This window comes from Nocardia pseudovaccinii (genome assembly GCF_050942345.1).
GTDB classification, from domain to species: domain Bacteria; phylum Actinomycetota; class Actinomycetes; order Mycobacteriales; family Mycobacteriaceae; genus Nocardia; species Nocardia pseudovaccinii.
On record NZ_CP192074.1, the window covers coordinates 842038 to 863391 of the forward strand.

Annotated in this window: 26 protein-coding genes and 1 riboswitch; of the genes, 11 read left to right on the plus strand and 15 right to left on the minus strand. The window is 66.5% G+C overall.

Going from position 1 to position 21354, the window contains the following annotated elements:
* Positions 1–119 precede the first annotated feature (119 nt).
* Together ACQPZ2_RS03760 and ACQPZ2_RS03765 are read left to right on the plus strand one after the other, a co-directional pair.
* Positions 120–2681, plus strand: a complete 2562-nt coding sequence (locus ACQPZ2_RS03760) for an ATP-dependent Clp protease ATP-binding subunit (protein ID WP_063042776.1) — start codon at positions 120–122, stop codon at positions 2679–2681.
* Between the two features lie 126 nt (positions 2682–2807).
* Complete coding sequence (locus ACQPZ2_RS03765; protein ID WP_387294250.1) at positions 2808–3455, plus strand: vWA domain-containing protein; 648 nt, start codon at positions 2808–2810, stop codon at positions 3453–3455.
* A gap of 27 nt (positions 3456–3482) precedes the next feature.
* Here ACQPZ2_RS03765 and ACQPZ2_RS03770 read toward each other — a convergent pair whose 3' ends face one another.
* The 6 genes from ACQPZ2_RS03770 to ACQPZ2_RS03795 form a co-directional block, all read right to left on the minus strand.
* A complete protein-coding gene (locus ACQPZ2_RS03770; RefSeq protein WP_433527314.1) occupies positions 3483–3566 on the minus strand; it encodes a pentapeptide repeat-containing protein in 84 nt (27 codons plus the stop codon).
* Positions 3567–3613: 47 nt separating this feature from the next.
* On the minus strand, positions 3614–4420 hold the full coding sequence (locus ACQPZ2_RS03775) for an LLM class flavin-dependent oxidoreductase (protein ID WP_433524310.1): 807 nt from the start codon (positions 4418–4420) through the stop codon (positions 3614–3616).
* Positions 4417–4680: an SHOCT domain-containing protein gene (locus ACQPZ2_RS03780; RefSeq protein WP_433524311.1), complete on the minus strand. Its 264-nt coding sequence runs from the start codon at positions 4678–4680 to the stop codon at positions 4417–4419. Before ACQPZ2_RS03780 ends, ACQPZ2_RS03775 begins: the two co-directional genes overlap by 4 nt.
* A gap of 136 nt (positions 4681–4816) precedes the next feature.
* Complete coding sequence (locus ACQPZ2_RS03785; RefSeq protein WP_433524312.1) at positions 4817–5257, minus strand: OsmC family peroxiredoxin; 441 nt, start codon at positions 5255–5257, stop codon at positions 4817–4819.
* 292 nt (positions 5258–5549) lie between these two features.
* Complete coding sequence (locus tag ACQPZ2_RS03790; RefSeq protein WP_063042772.1) at positions 5550–5870, minus strand: DMT family transporter; 321 nt, start codon at positions 5868–5870, stop codon at positions 5550–5552.
* A 38-nt stretch (positions 5871–5908) separates the two neighbouring features.
* Positions 5909–6553: an FMN-dependent NADH-azoreductase gene (locus tag ACQPZ2_RS03795; protein ID WP_433524313.1), complete on the minus strand. Its 645-nt coding sequence runs from the start codon at positions 6551–6553 to the stop codon at positions 5909–5911.
* A gap of 101 nt (positions 6554–6654) precedes the next feature.
* On the opposite strand from ACQPZ2_RS03795, the gene ACQPZ2_RS03800 reads away from it, so the two are divergent.
* Positions 6655–7260 carry a TetR/AcrR family transcriptional regulator gene (locus ACQPZ2_RS03800; RefSeq protein ID WP_433524314.1) on the plus strand — a complete coding sequence of 202 codons (606 nt, stop codon included), beginning with the start codon at positions 6655–6657 and terminating at the stop codon, positions 7258–7260.
* Positions 7261–7316: 56 nt separating this feature from the next.
* Here ACQPZ2_RS03800 and ACQPZ2_RS03805 read toward each other — a convergent pair whose 3' ends face one another.
* Positions 7317–8177, minus strand: a complete 861-nt coding sequence (locus ACQPZ2_RS03805) for an ABC transporter permease subunit (RefSeq protein WP_433524315.1) — start codon at positions 8175–8177, stop codon at positions 7317–7319.
* Positions 8174–9076, minus strand: a complete 903-nt coding sequence (locus ACQPZ2_RS03810; RefSeq protein ID WP_433524316.1) for an ABC transporter ATP-binding protein — start codon at positions 9074–9076, stop codon at positions 8174–8176. Before ACQPZ2_RS03810 ends, ACQPZ2_RS03805 begins: the two co-directional genes overlap by 4 nt.
* 269 nt (positions 9077–9345) lie before the next feature.
* Here ACQPZ2_RS03810 and ACQPZ2_RS03815 point away from each other — a divergent pair, with 269 nt between their 5' ends.
* Positions 9346–10641 (plus strand): sensor histidine kinase, encoded by a 1296-nt coding sequence (locus ACQPZ2_RS03815; RefSeq protein WP_433524317.1) that lies wholly within the window; start codon positions 9346–9348, stop codon positions 10639–10641.
* Positions 10638–11330: a response regulator transcription factor gene (locus ACQPZ2_RS03820; protein ID WP_433524318.1), complete on the plus strand. Its 693-nt coding sequence runs from the start codon at positions 10638–10640 to the stop codon at positions 11328–11330. The genes ACQPZ2_RS03815 and ACQPZ2_RS03820 overlap by 4 nt, the downstream gene beginning before the upstream one ends.
* A 74-nt stretch (positions 11331–11404) precedes the next feature.
* Here ACQPZ2_RS03820 and ACQPZ2_RS03825 read toward each other — a convergent pair whose 3' ends face one another.
* From ACQPZ2_RS03825 to mhuD, 4 genes are all read right to left on the minus strand, one after another.
* Positions 11405–11875 (minus strand): hypothetical protein, encoded by a 471-nt coding sequence (locus ACQPZ2_RS03825; RefSeq protein WP_433524319.1) that lies wholly within the window; start codon positions 11873–11875, stop codon positions 11405–11407.
* Positions 11876–11911: 36 nt separating this feature from the next.
* Positions 11912–12694, minus strand: a complete 783-nt coding sequence (locus tag ACQPZ2_RS03830; protein WP_433524320.1) for a CbtA family protein — start codon at positions 12692–12694, stop codon at positions 11912–11914.
* Positions 12685–12879: a CbtB domain-containing protein gene (locus tag ACQPZ2_RS03835; RefSeq protein ID WP_433524321.1), complete on the minus strand. Its 195-nt coding sequence runs from the start codon at positions 12877–12879 to the stop codon at positions 12685–12687. Before ACQPZ2_RS03835 ends, ACQPZ2_RS03830 begins: the two co-directional genes overlap by 10 nt.
* A gap of 31 nt (positions 12880–12910) precedes the next feature.
* A riboswitch (cobalamin riboswitch) is annotated at positions 12911–13063 on the minus strand.
* A gap of 65 nt (positions 13064–13128) precedes the next feature.
* Positions 13129–13443, minus strand: a complete 315-nt coding sequence (gene mhuD, locus ACQPZ2_RS03840; RefSeq protein WP_040686177.1) for a mycobilin-forming heme oxygenase MhuD — start codon at positions 13441–13443, stop codon at positions 13129–13131.
* A 214-nt stretch (positions 13444–13657) separates the two neighbouring features.
* Here mhuD and ACQPZ2_RS03845 point away from each other — a divergent pair, with 214 nt between their 5' ends.
* Positions 13658–14410, plus strand: coding sequence for an alpha/beta fold hydrolase (locus ACQPZ2_RS03845; protein WP_433524322.1), 753 nt, complete (start codon positions 13658–13660; stop codon positions 14408–14410).
* Between the two features lie 6 nt (positions 14411–14416).
* Here ACQPZ2_RS03845 and ACQPZ2_RS03850 read toward each other — a convergent pair whose 3' ends face one another.
* On the minus strand, positions 14417–15328 hold the full coding sequence (locus ACQPZ2_RS03850; RefSeq protein WP_433527315.1) for an A/G-specific adenine glycosylase: 912 nt from the start codon (positions 15326–15328) through the stop codon (positions 14417–14419).
* 147 nt (positions 15329–15475) lie between these two features.
* On the opposite strand from ACQPZ2_RS03850, the gene ACQPZ2_RS03855 reads away from it, so the two are divergent.
* Both ACQPZ2_RS03855 and ACQPZ2_RS03860 read left to right on the plus strand, forming a co-directional pair.
* On the plus strand, positions 15476–16099 hold the full coding sequence (locus tag ACQPZ2_RS03855; protein ID WP_040686204.1) for a carbonic anhydrase: 624 nt from the start codon (positions 15476–15478) through the stop codon (positions 16097–16099).
* A gap of 121 nt (positions 16100–16220) precedes the next feature.
* Positions 16221–16901 carry a hypothetical protein gene (locus tag ACQPZ2_RS03860; RefSeq protein ID WP_433524323.1) on the plus strand — a complete coding sequence of 227 codons (681 nt, stop codon included), beginning with the start codon at positions 16221–16223 and terminating at the stop codon, positions 16899–16901.
* Between the two features lie 110 nt (positions 16902–17011).
* Here the strand turns inward: ACQPZ2_RS03860 and radA are convergent, their stop codons facing one another.
* Both radA and ACQPZ2_RS03870 read right to left on the minus strand, forming a co-directional pair.
* A complete protein-coding gene (gene radA / locus ACQPZ2_RS03865) occupies positions 17012–18418 on the minus strand; it encodes a DNA repair protein RadA (protein ID WP_433524324.1) in 1407 nt (468 codons plus the stop codon).
* Between the two features lie 105 nt (positions 18419–18523).
* A complete protein-coding gene (locus ACQPZ2_RS03870) occupies positions 18524–19243 on the minus strand; it encodes a hypothetical protein (RefSeq protein WP_433524325.1) in 720 nt (239 codons plus the stop codon).
* Between the two features lie 434 nt (positions 19244–19677).
* On the opposite strand from ACQPZ2_RS03870, the gene carD reads away from it, so the two are divergent.
* Genes carD through ispF form a run of 3 tightly spaced genes read left to right on the plus strand, consistent with a single transcriptional unit; the run spans position 19678 to position 21343 of the window.
* Positions 19678–20166, plus strand: coding sequence for an RNA polymerase-binding transcription factor CarD (gene carD, locus ACQPZ2_RS03875; protein WP_011206964.1), 489 nt, complete (start codon positions 19678–19680; stop codon positions 20164–20166).
* 2 nt (positions 20167–20168) lie between these two features.
* Positions 20169–20873, plus strand: coding sequence for a 2-C-methyl-D-erythritol 4-phosphate cytidylyltransferase (gene ispD, locus ACQPZ2_RS03880; protein ID WP_433524326.1), 705 nt, complete (start codon positions 20169–20171; stop codon positions 20871–20873).
* Positions 20874–20875: 2 nt separating this feature from the next.
* Positions 20876–21343, plus strand: a complete 468-nt coding sequence (ispF, locus tag ACQPZ2_RS03885) for a 2-C-methyl-D-erythritol 2,4-cyclodiphosphate synthase (RefSeq protein WP_433527316.1) — start codon at positions 20876–20878, stop codon at positions 21341–21343.
* The last annotated feature ends 11 nt before the right edge of the window (positions 21344–21354 follow it).

The window sequence follows — 21354 nt, forward strand, 5'->3', positions numbered from 1 at the left end:
CGGCGTAATCCCCTGCCAACTAGAGTGGAGGCCGGGGCCGCAACCCCCGGGCTTCATGGCAGGCTGACGCCACGGAAGCGTCGGATGCCAGAATTTCGGAGCAGGAGAGTGAGGGAGCGATGTTCGAGAGGTTCACCGACCGCGCGAGGCGCGTCGTTGTCCTGGCCCAAGAAGAGGCCCGGATGCTCAACCACAACTACATCGGCACCGAGCACATCCTGCTTGGGTTGATCCACGAGGGCGAGGGCGTAGCGGCGAAGTCGCTGGAATCCCTTGGTATTTCGCTGGAGGGTGTGCGCAGCCAGGTGGAGGAGATCATCGGCCAGGGCCAGCAGGCTCCGTCCGGTCACATCCCGTTCACCCCGCGTGCCAAGAAGGTGCTGGAACTGAGCCTGCGCGAGGCGCTGCAGCTCGGCCACAACTACATCGGCACCGAGCACATTCTGCTCGGCCTGATCCGTGAAGGTGAGGGTGTCGCGGCGCAGGTGCTGGTGAAGCTGGGTGCGGATCTCAACCGGGTGCGCCAGCAGGTCATCCAGCTGCTGTCCGGATACCAGGGCAAGGAGCCGGTGGAATCCGGTTCGCGCGGCGAGGCCGGTACCCCGTCCACCTCGCTGGTGCTCGACCAGTTCGGCCGCAACCTGACCCAGGCCGCCCTCGAGGGCAAGCTCGACCCGGTCATCGGCCGCTCGAAGGAAATCGAGCGCGTCATGCAGGTGCTGAGCCGCCGCACCAAGAACAACCCCGTCCTCATCGGTGAGCCCGGTGTCGGTAAGACCGCCGTGGTCGAGGGTCTGGCCCAGGCCATCGTCAATGGCGAGGTCCCGGAGACGCTGAAGGACAAGCAGCTCTACACCCTCGACCTGGGTTCCCTGGTCGCGGGCAGCCGCTACCGCGGTGACTTCGAAGAGCGCCTGAAGAAGGTGCTCAAGGAGATCAACACCCGCGGCGACATCATCCTGTTCATCGACGAGCTGCACACGCTCGTCGGCGCGGGTGCCGCCGAGGGCGCGATCGACGCCGCCTCGATCCTCAAGCCGAAGCTGGCCCGCGGTGAGCTGCAGACCATCGGTGCGACCACCCTCGACGAGTACCGCAAGTACATCGAGAAGGACGCCGCACTCGAGCGCCGGTTCCAGCCGGTCCAGGTCGGCGAGCCGACGGTCGAGCACACCATCAACATCCTCAAGGGTCTGCGCGACCGCTACGAGGCGCACCACCGGGTCTCCATCACCGACGGCGCGCTGGTGGCCGCGGCCACCCTGGCCGACCGCTACATCAACGACCGGTTCCTGCCGGACAAGGCGATCGACCTGATCGACGAGGCCGGTGCGCGGATGCGCATCCGTCGCATGACCGCCCCGCCGGACCTGCGCGAATTCGACGACAAGATCGCCGATGCGCGCCGGGAGAAGGAAAGCGCCATCGACGCGCAGGACTTCGAGAAGGCGGCGCGGCTGCGCGATAAGGAAAAGCAGCTGGTCGCCAAGCGCGCCGAGCGCGAAAAGCAGTGGCGCTCCGGTGATCTGGATGTCGTGGCCGAGGTCGACGACGAGCAGATCGCAGAGGTGCTGGCCAACTGGACCGGTATCCCGGTGTTCAAGCTCACCGAGGAGGAGACCACCCGTCTGCTCCGGATGGAGGACGAGCTGCACAAGCGGATCATCGGCCAGGAGGACGCGGTCAAGGCCGTGTCGAAGGCGATCCGCCGCACCCGCGCCGGTCTGAAGGATCCGAAGCGTCCCTCGGGCTCGTTCATCTTCGCCGGTCCGTCCGGTGTCGGTAAGACCGAGCTGTCCAAGGCGCTGGCGAACTTCCTGTTCGGCGACGACGACGCGCTCATCCAGATCGATATGGGCGAGTTCCACGACCGCTTCACCGCATCGCGGCTCTTCGGTGCCCCACCCGGGTACGTGGGCTACGAAGAGGGCGGCCAGCTCACCGAGAAGGTGCGCCGCAAGCCGTTCTCCGTGGTTCTGTTCGACGAGATCGAAAAGGCACATCAGGAGATCTACAACACCCTGTTGCAGGTCCTCGAGGACGGTCGTCTCACCGACGGCCAGGGACGTACGGTCGACTTCAAGAACACCGTGCTGATCTTCACCTCGAACCTGGGTACCTCGGACATCTCCAAGGCGGTCGGCCTGGGCTTCACCCAGTCCAACGCCGAGGGTTCGAACTACGAGCGGATGAAGCTCAAGGTCAACGACGAGCTGAAGAAGCACTTCCGGCCCGAGTTCCTCAACCGCATCGACGACGTGATCGTCTTCCACCAGCTCACCACGGATCAGATCGTGATGATGGTGGATCTGATGATCGGCCGCGTCGCCACGCAGCTGAAGAACAAGGACATGGAGATCGAGCTGTCCCCGCAGGGCAAGGCACTGCTTGCCAAGCGCGGCTTCGATCCGGTGCTCGGCGCCCGTCCGCTGCGCCGGACCATCCAGCGCGAGATCGAGGACCAGCTGTCGGAGAAGATCCTCTTCGGCGAGATCGGTCCGGGACAGACCATCGTGGTCGACGTCGAGGGCTGGGACGGCGAGGGCTCCGGCGAGAACGCCAAGTTCACCTTCACCGGCAAGGCGAAGCTGACCAAGGCGGCAGCCACCGAGGAGAAGCCGGAGGTCGTGCTCACGGGTGCGGGCGAAGGCACCACCACGGCCGAGGCCGCCGGCGAGTAAATCGCAACGGCTAGAAGATGCCGCCCACCGGATTTCCGGTGGGCGGCATTTTTCTGGAATTCGCACGTCCGAGCGGCGGCGTACCGTGGGGAGCGGTCATTCGGACAACTATCACGGGGGTGCTAGGTGACAAATTCAGATCTGACATCGATCGCGGTTCTGCTGGATCGGTCGGGTTCCATGCAGGCGATCAAAACCGACACCGAGGGCGGCTTCGATGCCTACATCGAAGAACAGCGCAAGGTACCGAAGACGACGCTGGTGACGCTCGCGCAGTTCGATACCGAATACGAACTGGTCTATGCGAATCGGCCGATCGCCGAGGTGCCGCCGCTGAGCCTGCAGCCGCGCGGTGGAACCGCACTGTACGACGCAGTGGGGCGGCTGGTGACCGATATCGGCCGGGAACTCTCGGCTCGACCCGAGCACGAGCGGCCGGGCACGGTGATCGTCGTTGTGCTCACCGATGGGCACGAGAATTCCAGCCGGGAATGGACGCATGCCGCGGTGCGGGCGCTGATTACGCAGCAACAGGAGGTGTACTCCTGGGATTTCGTATTCCTCGGCGCGAATATGGATGCGGTAGCGGTGGGGTCCGAATTGGGATTCGATCCGCGGCGCTCGCTGACCTACGGTGCGACACCGGCCGGAGCGGCCGGGGCATTCGCGTCGGCCGCGGCATATTCGGCGCGGCGCAGTATGGCCGCGCCGGGGCAGGCGGTGGATGGATTCACCGATGCCGAACGCCAGGCGGCCAATCCGGACGCGCAGTAGTTTCGCAGGCAATGACGGGCGCGCATATCAGCACAGCGCCCCGCGCATAACAGCCCCGCGCATATCAGCCCCGCGCATATCAGCACAGCGCATATCAGCACAGCGCCGCAGTCGCGAGAATTGCGACCGCGGCGCTGTGGCGGGTTAGGGGCTTCCGGTTAGTCGGACGAGTTCGTGCACAGGGCGAGCGCCGGGGCGAAGGCTTGCGCCAGTTCGCCGGGGACGATCAGTTCATCGATGCCGTACTTCTCCCTGCGGTATTCGAGCACCTCGGCGACCGTGGCCGGATCGCCGTCGAGCACACCCGCCGATCCGGCCGCGCGCAGTCCGTCCGCGGTGAGTCCGAGCCGCTTGCTCAACCAGAACGGCAGTTCGTCACCGATACCGACCAGTTGATGGGTGAAGCGCACATCGCGATCGGTATTGTCGCGCACGATCCGGACCATCTCGGCAAGATCGGCCTCGGTCGCATCCGGCCCCGCGGCAAGTAGCACTCGATCGGCTGAACCTGCTGCGACAGTGAGCATTCGAGGTCCATTCGCGGCGACGACGATCGGCGGCGCCGGATCGAGGTGTTCGCGAACGGCAGCCACGGTGGCGATGAGTTGCTCGCGGCGCTGGGCAGGCGAACCCCAAGGCATGCCGAGTCGTTCGGCCTCGGCGTTCGCATCGGGACGCCCCGACCCGATGCCGAGTTCGAATCGTCCGTCCGAAAGCAGTTGCAGTGCGGCGGTTTCGCGCACGGTGGCGGCCGGATTGCGCAGCGGAGCGGCCAAGACGTTCGGGCGGAGTCGGATGGTGGTGGTCACCGCGGCGGCGGCCGCGAGTGCGGGGAAGGGGGACGGGGTGTTCAGGGTGTCCGGAAGGAGGATCGTCTGATAGCCCTGCTGTTCGGCGCTTTGTACCGCGCGGGCCCATTCGGAGCCCGAACGCGGTGTGATGATGATGCCGAAGGCGATGGTCATGACTTCCCTCCGCGTTCGCGCAGCACCGCCAGTCGACTCCGATATTGATCCTCGGTGATCTCGCCGCGCGCGAATGCGGTTCGCAGCGTACCGATTCCACTCTGGTGACCCCGGAACCGCCGCCGCGCGAATACGAAGAAGACGATGACGGTGGCCCAGAACAGCAATGGGAAGATCCAGAAGAACGGCCAGGGATGCCATCCGCCGTCATAGTGATCGGCCAAGAAGGTCATGGCCTCGGGTTGCGCGAAAATGTTCATGACCCAACCCTGCGCCCGACACCGCCACCCGGACATCGGCCTGCCGACGATATTCGCCCTACGCCTGTGCGCGTACGCGGCGCTCGCATAACCACTGGGCTCCTCGCACAGGCTGGCTGTGCGAGGAGCCGGGAAGTCAGGCGAGGGCGGCGTCGAGGGTGATGCTGTCCACCCCGGCGAGGGCCTTGCTGACCGGGCAGCCCGCCTTGGCGGCGGCCGCCGCGGCGGCGAAGCCGTCGGCGTCCAGGCCGGATACCCGGCCGCGGACGGTCAGTTTGATGGCGCTGATGCGGAAGCCGCCGTCCGGATCCGGGCCGAGGGTCACATCGGCGGTGACGTCCAGGCTCTCGGGCGTGCCACCGGCATTGCCGATCTGGGCCGAGAGGGCCATGGCGAAGCAGGAGGAGTGCGCCGCCGCGATCAGTTCCTCGGGGCTGGTGGTGCCGTCGGCGTCGTCGGCGGCGCGCTTGGGGAAGGAGACGTCGTACTTGCCGACACCGGAACTGGCCAGCTCGACCTGGCCGGAGCCGTCCTGGAGGCCACCGGTCCAAGCGGTGCGCGCGGTACGTGTGGGCATCACGGTCCTTTCGAAGATGTGTGAATCACAATTCGCAGTCGAACCTACCCCCGCCGCCCCGGCGACGCGTGCGGAGGCAGCAGTCCGAATCGAGTGCACCAGGAGGTGATGGTCAGGCGGGCTCGGTCGTGCGCTGATCGAGCTGTTCGAGTACCAGCGGCCAGGCCTCGGAATTCCGGTCGCGGGCCGCCTTATCGGCAAATCCCGCGTGCGCCAAGCGAAGTCGAGTACCGAAGTAGATCTGGCCCCCACACTGGTTCGATCATGGTTCGGACTGGACCGCCGGAGCTGCTCACTCCGGATTGGTGACGCGCGCCAGCACGATGCCGCCGAGAATCAGCGACAGCGCCAGCAGCCGTCCCGCGCTCATCGGGTCCTTGTTGATCACGACACCGAGGCTGATCGCGCCCACCGCGCCGATTCCGGTGAAGACCGCATAGGCCGTGCCGACCGGCAGGGTCTGCATGGCCCGCGACAGCAGATACACCGCGACCGCGCCGAGTACGAAGCAGATGACGGTCGGGACGAGGCGCGTGAAGTTCTCGGTCGGCTTGATGCTCTGCGACCAGATGATCTCCACCAGTCCGGCGATGCCGAGAATGATCCAATTCATCGGTACTCCGATCGTTTCGAGCGACCTGTGCGCAGTCGCTAGCGGCTGGCCAGGTAGCGCGCGGATTCCATCGCGGCCGAATAGGACTCGTCATGCTTGCCGCGCAGATGCGCGAGTGCTGGGTCCTGCCTCGAATTGGCGAGTTCCGCATTGACGAAGACGGTGTCGGTGACGGCGAAATGGCCCGCGAAGAAATCGCGCAGATAGCGCTCTTGATAGTCGAAGGCGGCCTTGGGGGCGCCGGGTGCATAGGACCCGCCGCGTGCGGAGACGACAACGAATCGCCTGTCACCCGAGGACATTCGCGGAAACGTCACCTGATCGAGCCAGGCCTCGAGCGCTGCCGGGATCGAGTAGTTGTACATCGGGGTGCCGATCAGAATCACATCGGCGGCCAGTACCTCGGTCAGCAGCGGCTCCACAATCGCCCAGGCGGCGGCCTGTCGCGGTGTGCGGACCAGTTCGGCGAGGCGGTTCAGATCAGTGCTGGGTTGGGCGAGGACGGCATCGCAGAGTTCGGTCCATGCCTCGTCGATGAAGGGCGCCGGGTCAGCCGCCAGGTCGCGATAGATATAGCCGCCCTCCGGATTCTCGGTGCGCCACGCCTCGGCGAATGTCGCGCTCAGTTCCCGGCTGAGGGAACGACGCCGTGCGCTGGCATCGAGGTGCAACAACGTGCTCACGATCTCTCCCGTGCATTTAACTGGACACTATGTCCGGTTGAACCGTACCGATAACCGGACGATCTGTCCACTTGCTTGGAAAGTCGAGTACAGTCGGGCCGGTGAACAGCGATATAGACCTGCTCGGCGGGCATTCGGAACCCACGGTGCCTACCGAGCGCGCGGACGCGGCCCGCAACCGGGCCAAGGTGCTCGCCGCGGCCGCCGAACTGTTCGCAACGCGAGATCCGCGCACCGTCACGATGGACGACATCGCCAAGGCGGCGGGGGTCGGACGCGGCACGCTGTATCGCCGCTATCCGGATACGAATTCGATCGCCGTCGCACTGCTCGACGAACACGAACGCGCACTGCAGGAGCAGTTGTTGCGCGGCGAACCACCGCTCGGCCCCGGCGCACCACCCGCCGAACGGCTCGCCGCCTTCTATGCCGCCATGGTCGAATTATTGGACGGGCACGCGGATTTGGTGCTCGGCGCGGAGACCGGCGGCGCGCGGTTCGCGACCGGTGCGTACGGCTTCTGGTTCCTGCACGTCCGGTCGCTGTTGGTGGCCGCAGGCGTCGGGGAACCGGACGCCATGGTCGATTCGCTGCTCGCGCCGTTGGCCGCCGAGGTCTACCGGCATCAGCGGGCGCGGGGTCTCACTTCCGCGCAGATCGCGGCGGCGCTGGCCGAACTGGCCCGCTCCGTGCTGTCCGAGCCCTGAATGCGCCGAACCGCTGACGAACTGTTGTCCGCCAACGGTTTTCGGTGCCTGTGGGATCAGACCATATCGCGCCGCCGCACCAGCCACGTCGTGCCCGCCGCGAAGAGTCCCACGTACACCACCAGCGCGATGAGCGACTGAGTCCGCGACAGGATGTCGAGCACCCCCGGCGTCGACGGCCCTTCGACGGTCCGCATCGCACCCGCCATCGAACCTGCCGCGGTGCCGGGCAGATGATCGGTGAGCACCTTGATCGGGCTGAAGATCGCCGCGACACCGCGCAGCAGGTTCTCCACCACCAGTACCCACACCAGCCCGAGTCCGACGGCAAGTGCGGGACCGCGTGCGATCGCCCCGATCAGTGCGCCCGCCAGCGTCCACATCCCGAGAATCGCTGTGCCGGTGATGATTCCGTACACCGCCTGGCCGAGGTCTGGCAGTGCGAGCGACTGTGATCGGGTTATCGCGATAACCGAGGCGACCCCGATATCCGCGACGAACGCGGCACACACCAGTCCGATAACCGTGACCGCCAAGCTGATCAGCGCACCGCCGATCGCATCGGTCCGCGACGGACCCTGGGTGAGCACGGTTTTCCAAGTGCCCCAGCCATATCCGCTACCGATGGTCAATGCGCCCAGAATGAGCATCAGCGCACCACCGAACATCGCCATGCCCTGGGTGAACACCTCCGGCACCGCGGCGGGCAACATCTGGTGCAGCAGCACGTCTTTGGGCACGCCGTTCGACATCGTCTTCATATCGCCGGAGGAGTAGGCGAGGTAGTTGAACAGGTAGGCGAAGGTGAGATTCAGCAGAATCCAGGTGCCGAGAATGATCCAGAATGCGGGCCACTTACGCAGCCGCAGCATTTCCGCTCTCGTGCTCGCCATCAGGTCTTTCACGGTCCCGTTCATTTCGCAGGCTCCAATTGGGTCATTTCGAAGAACACTTCTTCCAGGGACTTTTCATCGGTCCGCAGCTCCAGCAGATCCGCGCCGGATTCGACGACCGCTCGCGCGACCACCGGCGCGCTGTCCGCACCGGCCTCGATCCGAATACCGCCCGCGGTCAACATGGCCGAGCGCTCGCCGACCGCTCGGCGCACTGCGGGAAAAGCCACCTCGAGCGGTTCGGCCCGTAGCAAAAGCGAAGAGGCGCCGCGCAATTCGGCGACCGTGGATTCGGTGAGCAGTTGCCCGCCGGAGATCACCCCGACGCGATCGCAGATCTCCTGCACCTCGCTGAGCATGTGGCTGGACAGCAGCACGGTATGACCATCACCGGCGAGAGTTGTGATGAGCTCGCGCATTTCGGCCATGCCCTGCGGGTCGAGACCATTGGTCGGCTCGTCCAGGATCAGCAGATCGGGACGGCCGAGCAGGGCCGCGCCGACGCCGAGGCGCTGCTTCATGCCGAGGGAGTAGGTGCGGAATTTGTCGTCGGCGCGATTGGCGAGCCCGACGCGGTCGAGTGCGTCCTCGACGTCGGCACGCGCTAGGCCGCCGTATTTCGCGAGTACCCGCAGGTTGTCGCGGCCGGTGAGGTAGGGGTAGAAGCCCGGGCCCTCGATGAGGACGCCGATGCGGCGGACCACGGCCGGATCGCCCGGGGTATGTCCGAGCACGGTGGCGGAGCCCTCGGTCGGACGGATCAATCCGACCAGCATTCGCAGCGTGGTGGTCTTGCCCGCGCCGTTCGGACCGAGGAAGCCGTAGATCTCGCCGGGTGCGACATGCATATGCACGCGGTCGACGGCGGCGTGGGTGCCATAGCGTTTGGTCAGCCCTGCGGTGACCACGACGGAATCTGTCATGCACCGAGAATCCGCCCCCGACCAGGGGTGACGCATCCGTCGCGCGGCGGTGCTCGGCGTACGTACCGCGGCCTACGAGGCGCCGTGGCAGCGGGCGCGACGACCGATTTCGCAGGCGCGCAGGTGAACGCCCACTCTTGGCGGTCACCTCGACCGACGGCCCGCGACGCGACCGTTGCGGCGCCGATGCCCGGCAAATACTCGGGGAGGCGGGGAGCATACGTAGCGCGGCGGACGTCGTGGCCGGTCCGGGCTAATAGGCTGCAAGTGTGACAGCGCCAGGGGAATCGAAACGTGGCCCAGTCGTTCAGGACTGGGTGCTCGCGCTGGTCGTCGCGGCGATCCAGGTCGCCGGAGGACGCAATGCCAACCTGCGCCAGACCGGAGTGCACTCGCTCGACGCGTTCGGCTATGTGCTGTTGCTCATCGGACCGGTGGCGTTATTGCTACGCCGTGCCTACCCGCTGCCCGCGCTGCTCGTGACGATCGCGTCCTGCGCGGTGTACCTGCTGCGCGGTTATGGCTACGGCCCGATCTTCGTCTCGCTGGTGATCGCATTCATCACTGCCGCGATCGTCGGATCGCGCTGGTGGACATATCCGCTCGCGCCGATCGGCTATCTTGCGCTGGTCTGGCCGCTGCCCGCGCTGGTCGGGCATCCGGCCGACCCGTGGCTGGCCTTCGGCATGATCGCCTGGCTGGGTGTGCTGGTCGCGATCGCGGAGGGGATCCGCCAGCGGCAAGCGGTCCTGGTGGCACGCAGGCAGCGGGCCGAGGCGGCACGCCGTGATGAGGAGGCGCAGCGCGAACGGCGGGCCAGCGAGGAACGGCTCGCGATCGCGCGCGAACTGCACGATGTACTGGCGCATAGTCTTTCGCTGATCAATGTGCAGTCCTCGGTGGCGCTGGAGCTCTTCGACAGGAAACCGGAACAGGCCGAATCGGCGCTCGCGGCAATCAAAGCGGCGAGTAAGGATGCGTTGGCCGAGGTGCATACGCTGTTGCACTCGATCCGCAGTGGCAGCGCGGCCGAAGTGCGCGACTCGGAGGTCGAGCCGGAATCCGCGCCCGCACGCCCCGATTCCGAGCGGGCCCGAGATAATTCGGATGCCCGCAGCGTCGAAGCTCCGCCGCCGCCCGCCCCGCGGAGCCCGGCCCCGAGCATCGAGGACCTGGACGCACTGCTGCAGCGCACCCGCGCCGCCGGTCTCACGGTCGACACCCGCATTATCGGCACCGCACACAAACTGCCCAGCGTCGTCGATGTGGCGGCGGCCCGCATCATCCAGGAATCGCTGACCAATGTGGTCCGCCACGCGCCTGGCGCACCGGCCGCGGTAACCATCCGCTATGCCGCCGATTCGGTCGAGATCACCATCGACAACGCTCGCGCCACCGGCACACAATCGAAGTCCGGAGCGAGCGGCGGCAATGGCATTCTCGGCATGCGCGAGCGCGCACACGCCCTGGGCGGCCAGCTCATCGCGGGTCCGCGGCCGAGTGGCGGATTCCGCGTGGTGGCCCGGCTACCGACCCAGGTGGGGGCTCAGGAGGAGGCGCGATGAACGGCGGCAATTCGAGGGACACGGGCGGGCCTGTCCGGGTATTGGTTGCCGACGACCAAGCCCTGGTGCGCGGCGGTTTCGCCGCCCTGCTCGACGCGCAGGAGGACATCGAGGTGGTGGGTGAGGCCGACAACGGCGAACAGGCCGTCCGCATGACCCGCAGCCTGACCCCCGACGTGGTCCTGATGGATATCAGAATGCCGGTCCTGGACGGCCTTGCCGCCACCAGGATGATCGCCGAGGATCCGAAACTCGCCGAGGTGAAGGTGGTCGTGCTGACCACCTTCGAACTCGATGAATACGTCTTCGAAGCAATGCGCGCGGGTGCGACGGGATTCCTGGTCAAACACACCGAACCCGCCGATCTCGTCCGCGCCATCCGGGTCGTCGCCGCGGGTGACGCCCTGCTCTCACCCGGCGTCACCCGCCGCCTCATCGCCGAATTCTCCGCCCATGCCAAACAACCCCCACCCGCCGCCTTCACCGAACTCACCGACCGCGAGCGCGAGGTCATGACCCTGGTAGCCGAGGGCCTCACCAATGCCGAAATCGGCGAACGCCTCTTCATGAGCCCTGCCACCGCCCGCACCCACGTCAGCCGCATCCTCATGAAATTGGACGCCAGAGACCGCACCCAACTCGTGGTCATGGCCTACGAATCCGGCCTGGTCCGGCCCCGGTGGCAGTGAGTCTGCGCATACCTGGTGACTACTTCGCATACCAAATAGCCGGTGCGAGATAGGCACTGGGTATGCGAGGCCATCTAGGTGCGCCGGAAGTGGGGGCGCGCGGTCGGGTGGTACATGGCGGGGATGGCGACCAGGACGGCCAGGATGTGCCCGGTGCGGAAGGTTCCGGTGATCACCGCGGATGCGGTGAGGTCGGCGAACAGGTCGCCGATTTGCTTGGCGGACAACGTGGCTGCCAGTGGTTCGATGATCAGCGAGGCCAGGCCGATTACGCCGATGCCGAAGGTGAGCACCAGTCTGGCCCAGCGGGCACCGCGCGCCATCTGGATGGCAACGCCGAGAACCACCAGGTAGATGCCGCCGCGAATGGCCAGACCCGTTGCGAGCGAGCCGATATCGGCGTTCGGGCGGTCCAATTGCACGGCCGTGTAGGTGATGGCCTCGCCGACGCCGCAGAGCAGCGCGACGACGAGGCCGGTGAACGCCACGGAAACCGAGCGCGGTGGGTCGGTTCGTGGCTGTACGGAAAAGGCAGTGCCGGTCATGCGACCGACACTGCCTTTTGCGGTCCGAACTCCGGATCAGCCCGCGGTAGCGGCTGTTTCTCGTACCGGAGTGCTATCGCGCGTGGCGAATTCGGTGAGCGCCGCGAAACCGAGGCCGAGGCAGGCCCACAGGGTGGCCGTCTCGCCGAGCGATGTGGCACGGAACTGCCACAGCAGTACGGCCGGGAAGTCGTCCTTCACCTCGTTCACACCGGGCAACAGGACGTACCCGAGTACGACGACGAGGACGAACGCCGCGACCCCGGCGATCAGCCGGACCGTACCGAGTTGCGCGGCAAGCAGTTTGTAGACGTACAGCCCGATACCGACGGCAGCGAGTCCGAGTAGCACCGCCGCCAACCACAGCAGGGTGCGCTGGTTGATGGTGTCCGGTTCACCCACGGCGGGCGGATTGGCCGGGTACTTGAAGAACGGCACCGCCACGATCGCGGTCCAACCGGCCGATGCCAATCCCAGCGCGAGCTTCGGCCCCGACAAGGTGGTGTACCGGCGTGCGAAATGCGCGACCGAAGCGAAGATCGCCCCGAGCGCGAGCCCGGCGAGTCCGAGCGCGAGGAACTGCCCGAACTTCTGTCCGGACCGACTGACCAGCGGTTCTTCCTCGTCACCGTGCGTATGCCCGGCCGGTTCCTGGGCGTGCTCGGCGGCCTTGGCGGTATTGGCCTCTTCGATGGAGATGGCGGCGTCGATCTTGGGTTCGCCGACGAAGTAGCCCACTGTCGCGGCCAGCAGACCGGCGATGAGACCGGCCAGCAGGCCACGGAGCAGCAGGGTCTTGAGCGATCCGATCAATGGCACGGCACACCGAGCAGGTGACGTCCGTCGTGCATGAGCTCATGCAGGTACATCCCGCTGCGCGAGATGACGCCCTGGTCGAAGCCGACCAGGTACAGCGTGAGCAATGCGAGAAGAACGACGCCCACTGCGATGAGCAGCGTGCCGAGTGAATCAGTTGCCCGAATCGGTGAATGCGCGATAGCCATTCGAGTCCTCCTAGGGATGCGCGTCCCGTGAGTTGTTCGGTGCGAAGGTGCCGGTGTCTGGCTTTCCGGCACCAAGGACTCGGTGCAAGAACACAGTGGCGCGACCGCTCCGGAATTTCACCGAATTACCGCGTCACCCTCGCGTTTGTCATTTCGAACTGTGACATCTGTCCACACCCGCCGTCAACACGGCGGGTAACTTGCCCAGGCCGGAATGGGCGAGTCGCGCGCCGCGTCTGCCCAGCGGTTTCAGGAAGCGGACTTGGCCGCGACGTCCAGTACGACCTCGAATTCCAGTAGCGAGGCACCCGTCGAAACCGGCTTCTGCCGCTCGCCTGCATGGGCCTCGCGCGCGGGACCGTCGCGCCACGCAGCGAACGACTCCTCCGAATCCCACTGGGTGACAACGAAATACCGGTTCTCCCCGGCTACCGGCCGCAGCAACTGGAAGCCGAGGAAGCCCGGCGAGCCCTCGACCGCGTGCGCGCGATGGGCGAATCGCTTCTCCAACTCGGGGCCCGCGCCCTCCGGAACCTCGATCGCATTGATCTTCACAACAGCCATGCGCTCGACAATACGTTCGCCGATGAACTCGGCTACCACGGAGCGAGTCTTGCCCGTCTCGCGTCCGCGCGAAGGCGCGGCCATCGACACAGCCGAGCGGCCGAAGCGCATGCGACGAAGTCGCGAGTCTCGGCTGCGCCGCTAGCGACTGCTTGCAGGTCGCTCGAAAGGGTCGGATGCGAGACACCAGGGGGCCGCGCTGCAAAATGTCACAGTGTTGTATGACGAAGGTGGAGCAGGGGTGCCGATCCTGCTGTTGCACGGACTGATGGGCAGTGCCCGCACCTGGCGCGATCACCTCGACTGGCTGCGCAAGTTCGGCCATGTCTACACCTTCGACGCCGCCGGTCACGGTCGTCCCGCGCCCGTGGAACTGACCACCGAGGCCTTCATCGATGACCTCGCCGCGGCCACCGCCGAAATTTCCGAACCCATGGTGGTCATCGGCCATTCGATGGGCGGTCTGCACGGCTGGGTTTTCGCCGCGGGATATCCGGAGCGGGTGCGCGCGCTGGTGGTCGAGGATATCGCCCCCGACTTCCGCGGCCGCACCGCAGCGAACTGGGCGGCCATGATCGAGTCCTGGCCGCAGCCGTTTCCGGATGCCGATGCGGTGCTGGACTACTTCGGCCCGGTCGCCGGGCGCTACTTCCTCGACTCCTTCGAGCACGGCCCCGACGGCTACCGCCTGCACGGTTCGGTCGCCACCTTCCGCGATATCTCCGAGGAGTGGGGGACCCGCGACTTCTGGGCGCAATGGCGCGCGGTCGAAGCGCCCGTTCTCTTGATCGAGGGCGAATTCACCATCACCCCCGAGGGCCAGATGCGACAGATGGCCGACGTCCACCCGGACGCCGCCTACGTCCGCATCCCGGACGCGGGCCATCTGGTGCACGACGACCAACCCGAGCGCTACCGCACCGAGGTCGAAGCCTTCCTCCGGAAAGTTTTGAACCTTCCCGCATGAGGCTGTTCAGCCCGGCCTCGAAACCCCGATTGTCCAGCCCTCACCGGCCAGCGCGAACAACCCGTCCGAGGTTTGCTCGATCAAGCCGTCGACCAGCAGGGAGTCCAAAGCTCGGTCGCGCTGGCCGGGGTCGCGAGTCCAGGCCATATCCAACCGGATTCGCTCGACCGGACCGGTCGCGTCGCGCAACACGTCGAGCAGCCGACCGCGCGCCTGACGATCGGTGCCCTCGTACTTCTGGGTCTTGCGCACCACATCCGAGACCGGTCTGCCCGCCGAAACCCAGGCGCATTGCGGCAGCGGGCAACGCGAGCAGTCGGGCGTGCGCGCGGTGCACACCGTCGCGCCCAGTTCCATCAGCGCGGCGGAAAATATTGCGGCATGGTCGATTCGGTGCGGCAGCAGCGCCTCGGTCTCGGGCAGATCGCGCGACGACGGATTACCGGCCTCCGCGCGCCCGTGCACCGCACGCGCCACCACCCGGCGAACATTGGTGTCCACCACCGGAACCCGCTGTCCGTAGGCGAAACAGGCCACCGCGCGCGCGGTATACGCGCCGATACCCGGCAAACCGAGCAGCACATCCACATCGGTCGGCACTTCGTCACCGTGTTCCTCGGCGAGCACCTTCGCGCATTCGTGCAGCCGCAGCGCCCGGCGCGGATATCCGAGCTTGCCCCAGGCACGCAGCACCTCGGCCTGCGACGAGGCCGCCATGGCGGAGGGGACCGGCCAGCGCGCGACCCACTCCCGCCAGATCGGTTCGACCCGTACCACCGGCGTCTGCTGCAGCATGATCTCGCTCATCAGGATCTGCCAGGCAGTGACGTCCTTGCGCCGCCACGGCAGATCCCGCGCGGTCTCCCGATACCAGTCCAGCAACGATTCCGCATCCACCCGGTTGGCACCCGTCGTGATCTTGGGTTTTCCGCCTGCACGCTGTTGCGCTGCGCCGCCTTCCGACACTGCCCTCACCGTTCCTATTGTCCTGCGGCCGGTCGATATTTGCCGAGCCGTAACGAACCGGACTCGCTGGTAACCATTGCGATGTGCACAATGGTCGGTATGCCGGATTCCAACCCGATCAGTGCCTGGAAATCCCTTCGCGAGGGCAATGCACGCTTCGTGAACGGCAACCTGCTGCATCCTAGTCAGGGCGCGGCCGACCGGGCCAAGCTCGTCAGCGGCCAGCACCCGCACGCGATCCTCTTCGGCTGCGGTGACTCCCGCGTGGCGGCCGAGCTGATTTTCGACCAGGGCCTCGGCGATATGTTCGTCGTGCGCACCGCGGGCCATGTCGTGGACAGCTCGGTGCTCGGCTCGATCGAGTACGGCGTGCAGGTCTTGAATGTGCCGCTGATCGTGGTGCTCGGCCATGACAGCTGCGGTGCGGTGAAGGCCACCATCGACGCGCTGGACGGCGGCGAGGTGCCCGGCGGATTCATCCGCAGTGTGGTCGAGCGAGTCACGCCGTCGATTCTGATCGGGCGCCGGGAAGGGCTGTCCACCGTCGACGAGATGGAGGCCAGGCATGTGGTGGAGACCAGCCGGCTGCTCATGCAGCGCTCGATGATCATTTCGCAGCGCGTTGCCACGGGTGAATGCGCGATCGCCTGCGTCACATACAAACTGGCCGAGGGCGAAGTCAAGTTGCAGCGGGTCGTCGGCAATATCGGTGAGCTGGTCTGATCCGGCCGATCCGAGACATCCAGCGGTGGGAGCGGAATTTACCTGCCGCGCGCGGGTTTTCCGATCCGACACGCCGGGGTCCTGAGTCGCTGTACCGGATCGTGCCCTTACCGTTGACTCCGTGCTGGAACCGAATGGACCGCTGCCTCCGGAGATCTACTGGCGACGCCGCGCGCTCGCCGTAGGTGTTCTGGTCGTGGCGCTCGCACTGGTGATCTGGTTGGTCTTGACGGTCACGCGCGGCGGCGATTCGCCCGGTGCGGCAAAGGCGGCCGCGACCAGTTCCGCGTCGGCGACGAATAAGCCCGCGGGCGCATCCTCCTCGACGCCGTCGCCGACCACCGGCGAATCCAGCGCGAAGCCCACCGGCACTACCGCTGCGGCCGCGAGCGCCAGCCAGGTCGCCGCGGGTATCTGTCCGGATCAGTCGCTCGCGGTGAAGGTGACCGTCGAGCAGCCGACCTACAAGACCGGTGAGAATCCGGTATTCGGCATCGTGATCACCAATATCTCGTCCACGGCCTGTTCGCGCGATGTCGGCTCCGGACTGCAGCAGGTCTCGGTGACCAGCCTCGACGGCCAGCGCCGCCTATGGTCGAGCACCGACTGCTACCCGGACGGCGCCCCCGACGTCCGCACCTTGAACCGCGGCGAGCAGGCGGCCTTCATGGTCACCTGGTCGGGCTCGACCTCCCAACCCAACTGTGCGGGCGACCGCGTCCAGGTTCCGCCCGGCGCGTACGCCGTTGTCGCCCAACTGGGCTCACTCCGCAGCGCCGCCGAACCCTTCAACATCGCCTGACCCTCGGTCGCTCTTACATATCCAGTGGTCATCGCGCACAGGCTATGGCTTGCGCGTGATAGCCACTGGCTGTGCGTGATCACTCAGGTTGTCCGAGAGTCATTGTCGGCTCAGAAGTCGGGGGCGGTCTCGGTGGTTGCGGCGCGCTGTTTGCGCAGACCGGCTAGGCGGATGGCCGACTTGACGTCGGTCACCTCGTGGATCTTCATGCCGCTCTTGGTACGTGCCAAGCCGGGCGGCACCAGGGCGGTGGTGAAGCCGAGGCGTTCGGCCTCGGCGAGTCTGCGCTCCAATCCCGTGACCCGGCGCACCTCGCCCGCCAGCCCGACCTCGCCGAGGATGACCCAGCCGACCGGCAGCGCCTGATCGCGTTCGGCGCTCGCAATGGCAAGTGCCACAGCGAGATCCGCGGCTGGCTCCAGCAGGCGCATGCCGCCGACGGTCGCGGCGTACACGTCGTGCTTGCCGAGGAACACCCGCCCGCGGCTCTGCAGTACGGCGAGCACCATCGCGACCCGGTTGTAGTCCAGCCCGCTCACCGCCCGCCGCGGATTCGGGATCTCGGTGTGCACGGTCAGGCCCTGCACCTCGGCGACCAGCGGCCGTTTACCGTCCATCGCGACCGTGACCGCCGTACCCGATACCGAATCGGTGCGGTGGTGCAGAAACAGCCCGGACGGATCGGTGACGCAGGAGATCCCGTCGTCGTGCAATTCGAAACAGCCGACCTCGTCGGAGCTGCCGAATCGGTTCTTGATGCCGCGCACCATGCGCAGTGTGGAGTTCTTGTCGCCCTCGAACTGCAGCACCACATCCACCAGATGTTCGAGCGTGCGCGGGCCCGCGACATTGCCGTCCTTTGTGACATGTCCGACCAGCAGCACCGCGATCCCGCTCGCCTTGGCCAGTGACGTGAGCGCCGCCGCCACCGCGCGTACCTGGGTGACGCCGCCGATGGTGCCGTCCACCTCCGGCACGAGCATGGTCTGCACCGAGTCGACCACCAGCAGTGTCGGGCGCACCTGTTCGACATGGCCGAGCACGATCGACAGATCCGATTCCGCTGCGAGATAGACCCTTTCGTGCACCGCATTGGTCCGGTCGGCGCGCAGCCGAACCTGTCCGGCCGATTCCTCGGCGGTGACATACAGCGACTTCTCCTCACGCTGAGTGGCCCAACGGTGGGCGACCTCCAACAGCAACGTCGATTTGCCGACTCCGGGCTCACCGGAGAGCAGTACGACCGATCCGGGCACGATGCCCCCGCCCAGCACCCGGTCGAGTTCCTCGACACCGGTCGGCCTGGCCTTGGTGACCTTCGAATCGATATGCGAGATGGGCGCGGCGGCGGTGCTCGGCAGCATGGCCTTGCGCCCGATCGGCGATGCCGCGGTCGCCGCCGATCCGGCTACCTCGTCGACGGTGCCCCATGCGCCGCAGTCCGGGCATTTGCCCACCCACTTGGCGACCTCGTACCGGCATTCGGAGCATCGGAAGATCGACTTGGTCTTGGCCACAGGCGCACCTTACGTACCACCCCCGACAAGCGGGCTCGACAGATACGAAAACGGCTGCCGCGCGAATGCGCGACAGCCGTACGTTGCCCGGGGGCGGTCAGCGGATCAGTGTCCGCCCTTGTGCTCGCCCTCGGTCGCGGCGGTCTGGCCTTCGTGCCGTTCGGTGACCGCACCGGCGTCGACCGGGACCTGCACGGTCACGGTGCCGTTCTGCTTGAAGTTGAACGTCACCGGGTAGGTGAGGCCGGGGATGATGTCCTTGGACAGACCGGTGATCTCGATCAGACCCGGCTTCTTCTCCGGATCGACGGTGGTCTTGTCGCTTGCCCCGTGCGAGTCGGGCGTGGCGCTGGTGGTCGGCGCGGCAGTGCTGCTCGGCGTCGCACCGTGCTCGTCGGACTTGGCGGCGGTTGCGCTGGTGGGGGAGGTCGCCGCGACGACGGTCTGCTGCGGGGCGATCTTGAAGGCCGAGGCGCCTGCGGGCGGGGTGATCTTCACCGTGCCGAGGTCGGTGGTGATGCTGGTCAGCTCGTCGGTGACGGTCTCGCCGTTGTTGACGACCGACAGCGCGATGATCGCCTTGCCGCCCTTGGTGTTGGTGTAGTCGGTGCCCGTGGCCGGGAAGACGATGTGCACATTGCGCAGCGAGATCCGGTCGATGTCGGCGTGGTTGCCGTTGACCGCGGCGACCTGGGTCGCGGTCTGCGAGATCTGGCCTGCGCTACAGCCGGACAGCACGAGCGCTGCTCCGGCGGCGAGCACGGCAACCGAAACCATGCGACGACGCGCCCCTGTCGAGGCGGTCACAGCTTTCAGGGCAGTCACGGGTTGTCCCTCCATGTCGACCGGGCTCACTCCGCTAGGGAGAGTAATAACTAGGCAGCGTAGTAGTAGCCTCCGCGGCGCGGGCGCGCGGGCTGTGTCTAATTGCCGCGCCTGCGCCGCCGCGAACGGTCGCTCGTAAGACTCGCTCCGTGGTGGTTCCCAGAGATGGATGGTTCGGACACCCCGTTGCTCGGCATCCGTTGGGTAACGGTTTTGCGTGGCGGCGGCGCGGTGGCGGACACGCTGCTGGGTTCGCGGACCGTCCGGTGTGCTGTCCGCGCCGGTCGATAACCTGTTCTGGCACAACGCAATGCACACCGCACCGGTTCTGTCAACCCCCGCGGTTGGCTCGTTGTGGCCCTGACCTGCACAGTTGATCGCGCCGTTACCGAGTCGCATGTTAAACTGTGAACATCGAAAGGGGCACGGGACACATGATTTTTAAGGTCGGAGACACCGTCGTTTACCCCCACCACGGAGCGGCGCTGATCGAAGCAATCGAGACTCGCACCATCAAGGGTGAGCAAAAAGAGTATCTGGTCCTCAAGGTCGCCCAAGGTGACCTGACTGTTCGCGTTCCCGCAGAAAACGCCGAATATGTCGGCGTGCGCGACGTTGTCGGCCAGGAGGGTCTCGACCGAGTCTTCCAGGTGCTGCGTGCGCCGCACACCGAAGAACCGACTAACTGGTCTCGCCGCTACAAGGCCAACCTGGAGAAGCTCGCCTCCGGCGATGTGAACAAGGTTGCCGAGGTCGTTCGCGATCTATGGCGTCGGGAGCAGGACCGCGGCCTGTCTGCGGGTGAGAAGCGGATGCTGGCCAAGGCCCGTCAGATCCTCGTCGGTGAGCTCGCGCTCGCCGAGGGGACCGATGACGGCAAGGCCGAGACGCTCCTCGATGAGGTTCTCGCCGCGGCTTCCTGACCGTGAACGTTTCTAACAGCGACGGATCCGTCGTTGCGTTGGTGCCTGCCGCCGGCCGTGGCGTTCGTCTGGGTGAATCGACACCCAAGGCGTTCGTCACGGTCGGCGGCACACCTATGGTCCGGCTGGCCGTCGACGGCCTGATCGCCTCCGGGGCGGTCGACCGGATCATCGTGATGGTCCCCACCGAACTCGTCGAGAGCGCCGTTGCCCTGCTGCCGCCCTCGGAGTCGGTGTGCGTGGTCATCGGCGGCGCCGAGCGCACCGATTCGGTGCGCTGCGGTATCGCCGCCGCCCCCGATGCCGCCCACTTCCTGGTGCACGACGCCGCCCGCGCACTGACCCCGCCCGAGCTGATCGCCCGGGTCGTCGCGGAACTGCGCGCCGGTGCCGAAGCCGTCGTGCCCGCATTGCCGGTGGTGGACACCATCAAATCCGTCGACGCGCGCGGCGAGGTCACCGGTACGCCCGACCGCGCCGGTCTGCGCGCCATTCAGACTCCGCAGGGTTTCGCCGCCGACTTGCTGCGCGCGGCCTATGCCGATGAGCGCCTGCAGGCCACCGACGACGCGGGGCTGGTCGAACTGCTCGGCACCCGGGTGCGCACCATTCCGGGCGACCCCATGGCTTTCAAGATCACCACCCGGCTCGATCTGCTGCTGGCGAATGCCGTGCTCGACGGTGCCCGGACGGTGGGTCTGTCATGAGTATGCGCGTCGGCATCGGCAGCGATGTCCATCCCATCGAAGCGGGCAGGCCGTGCTGGATGGCGGGTCTGCTTTTCGAGGGCGACGACGGCTGCGCCGGACATTCCGACGGCGATGTCGCCGCGCACGCACTGTGCGATGCGCTGCTTTCCGCCGCCGGACTCGGCGATGTCGGCGCGGTCTTCGGTACCGGACGGCCGGAATGGGCAGGCGTTTCCGGTGCGGCCATGCTCAAAGAAGTGCGAAGGCTCCTTGACGAGGCGGACTTCGAAATCGTCAACGCGGCGGTCCAGGTGATCGGCAATCGGCCGAAGATCGGACCGCGTCGCGCCGAGGCCCAAGAGGTGCTCGGCGAGCTGCTCGGCGCCCCGGTCTCGGTGTCGGGCACCACAACCGACGGCCTCGGGTTGACCGGTCGCGGCGAGGGCATTGCGGCAGTGGCTACCGCCCTGCTACAAGAGTGTCGCTGATCCAGCCTCCG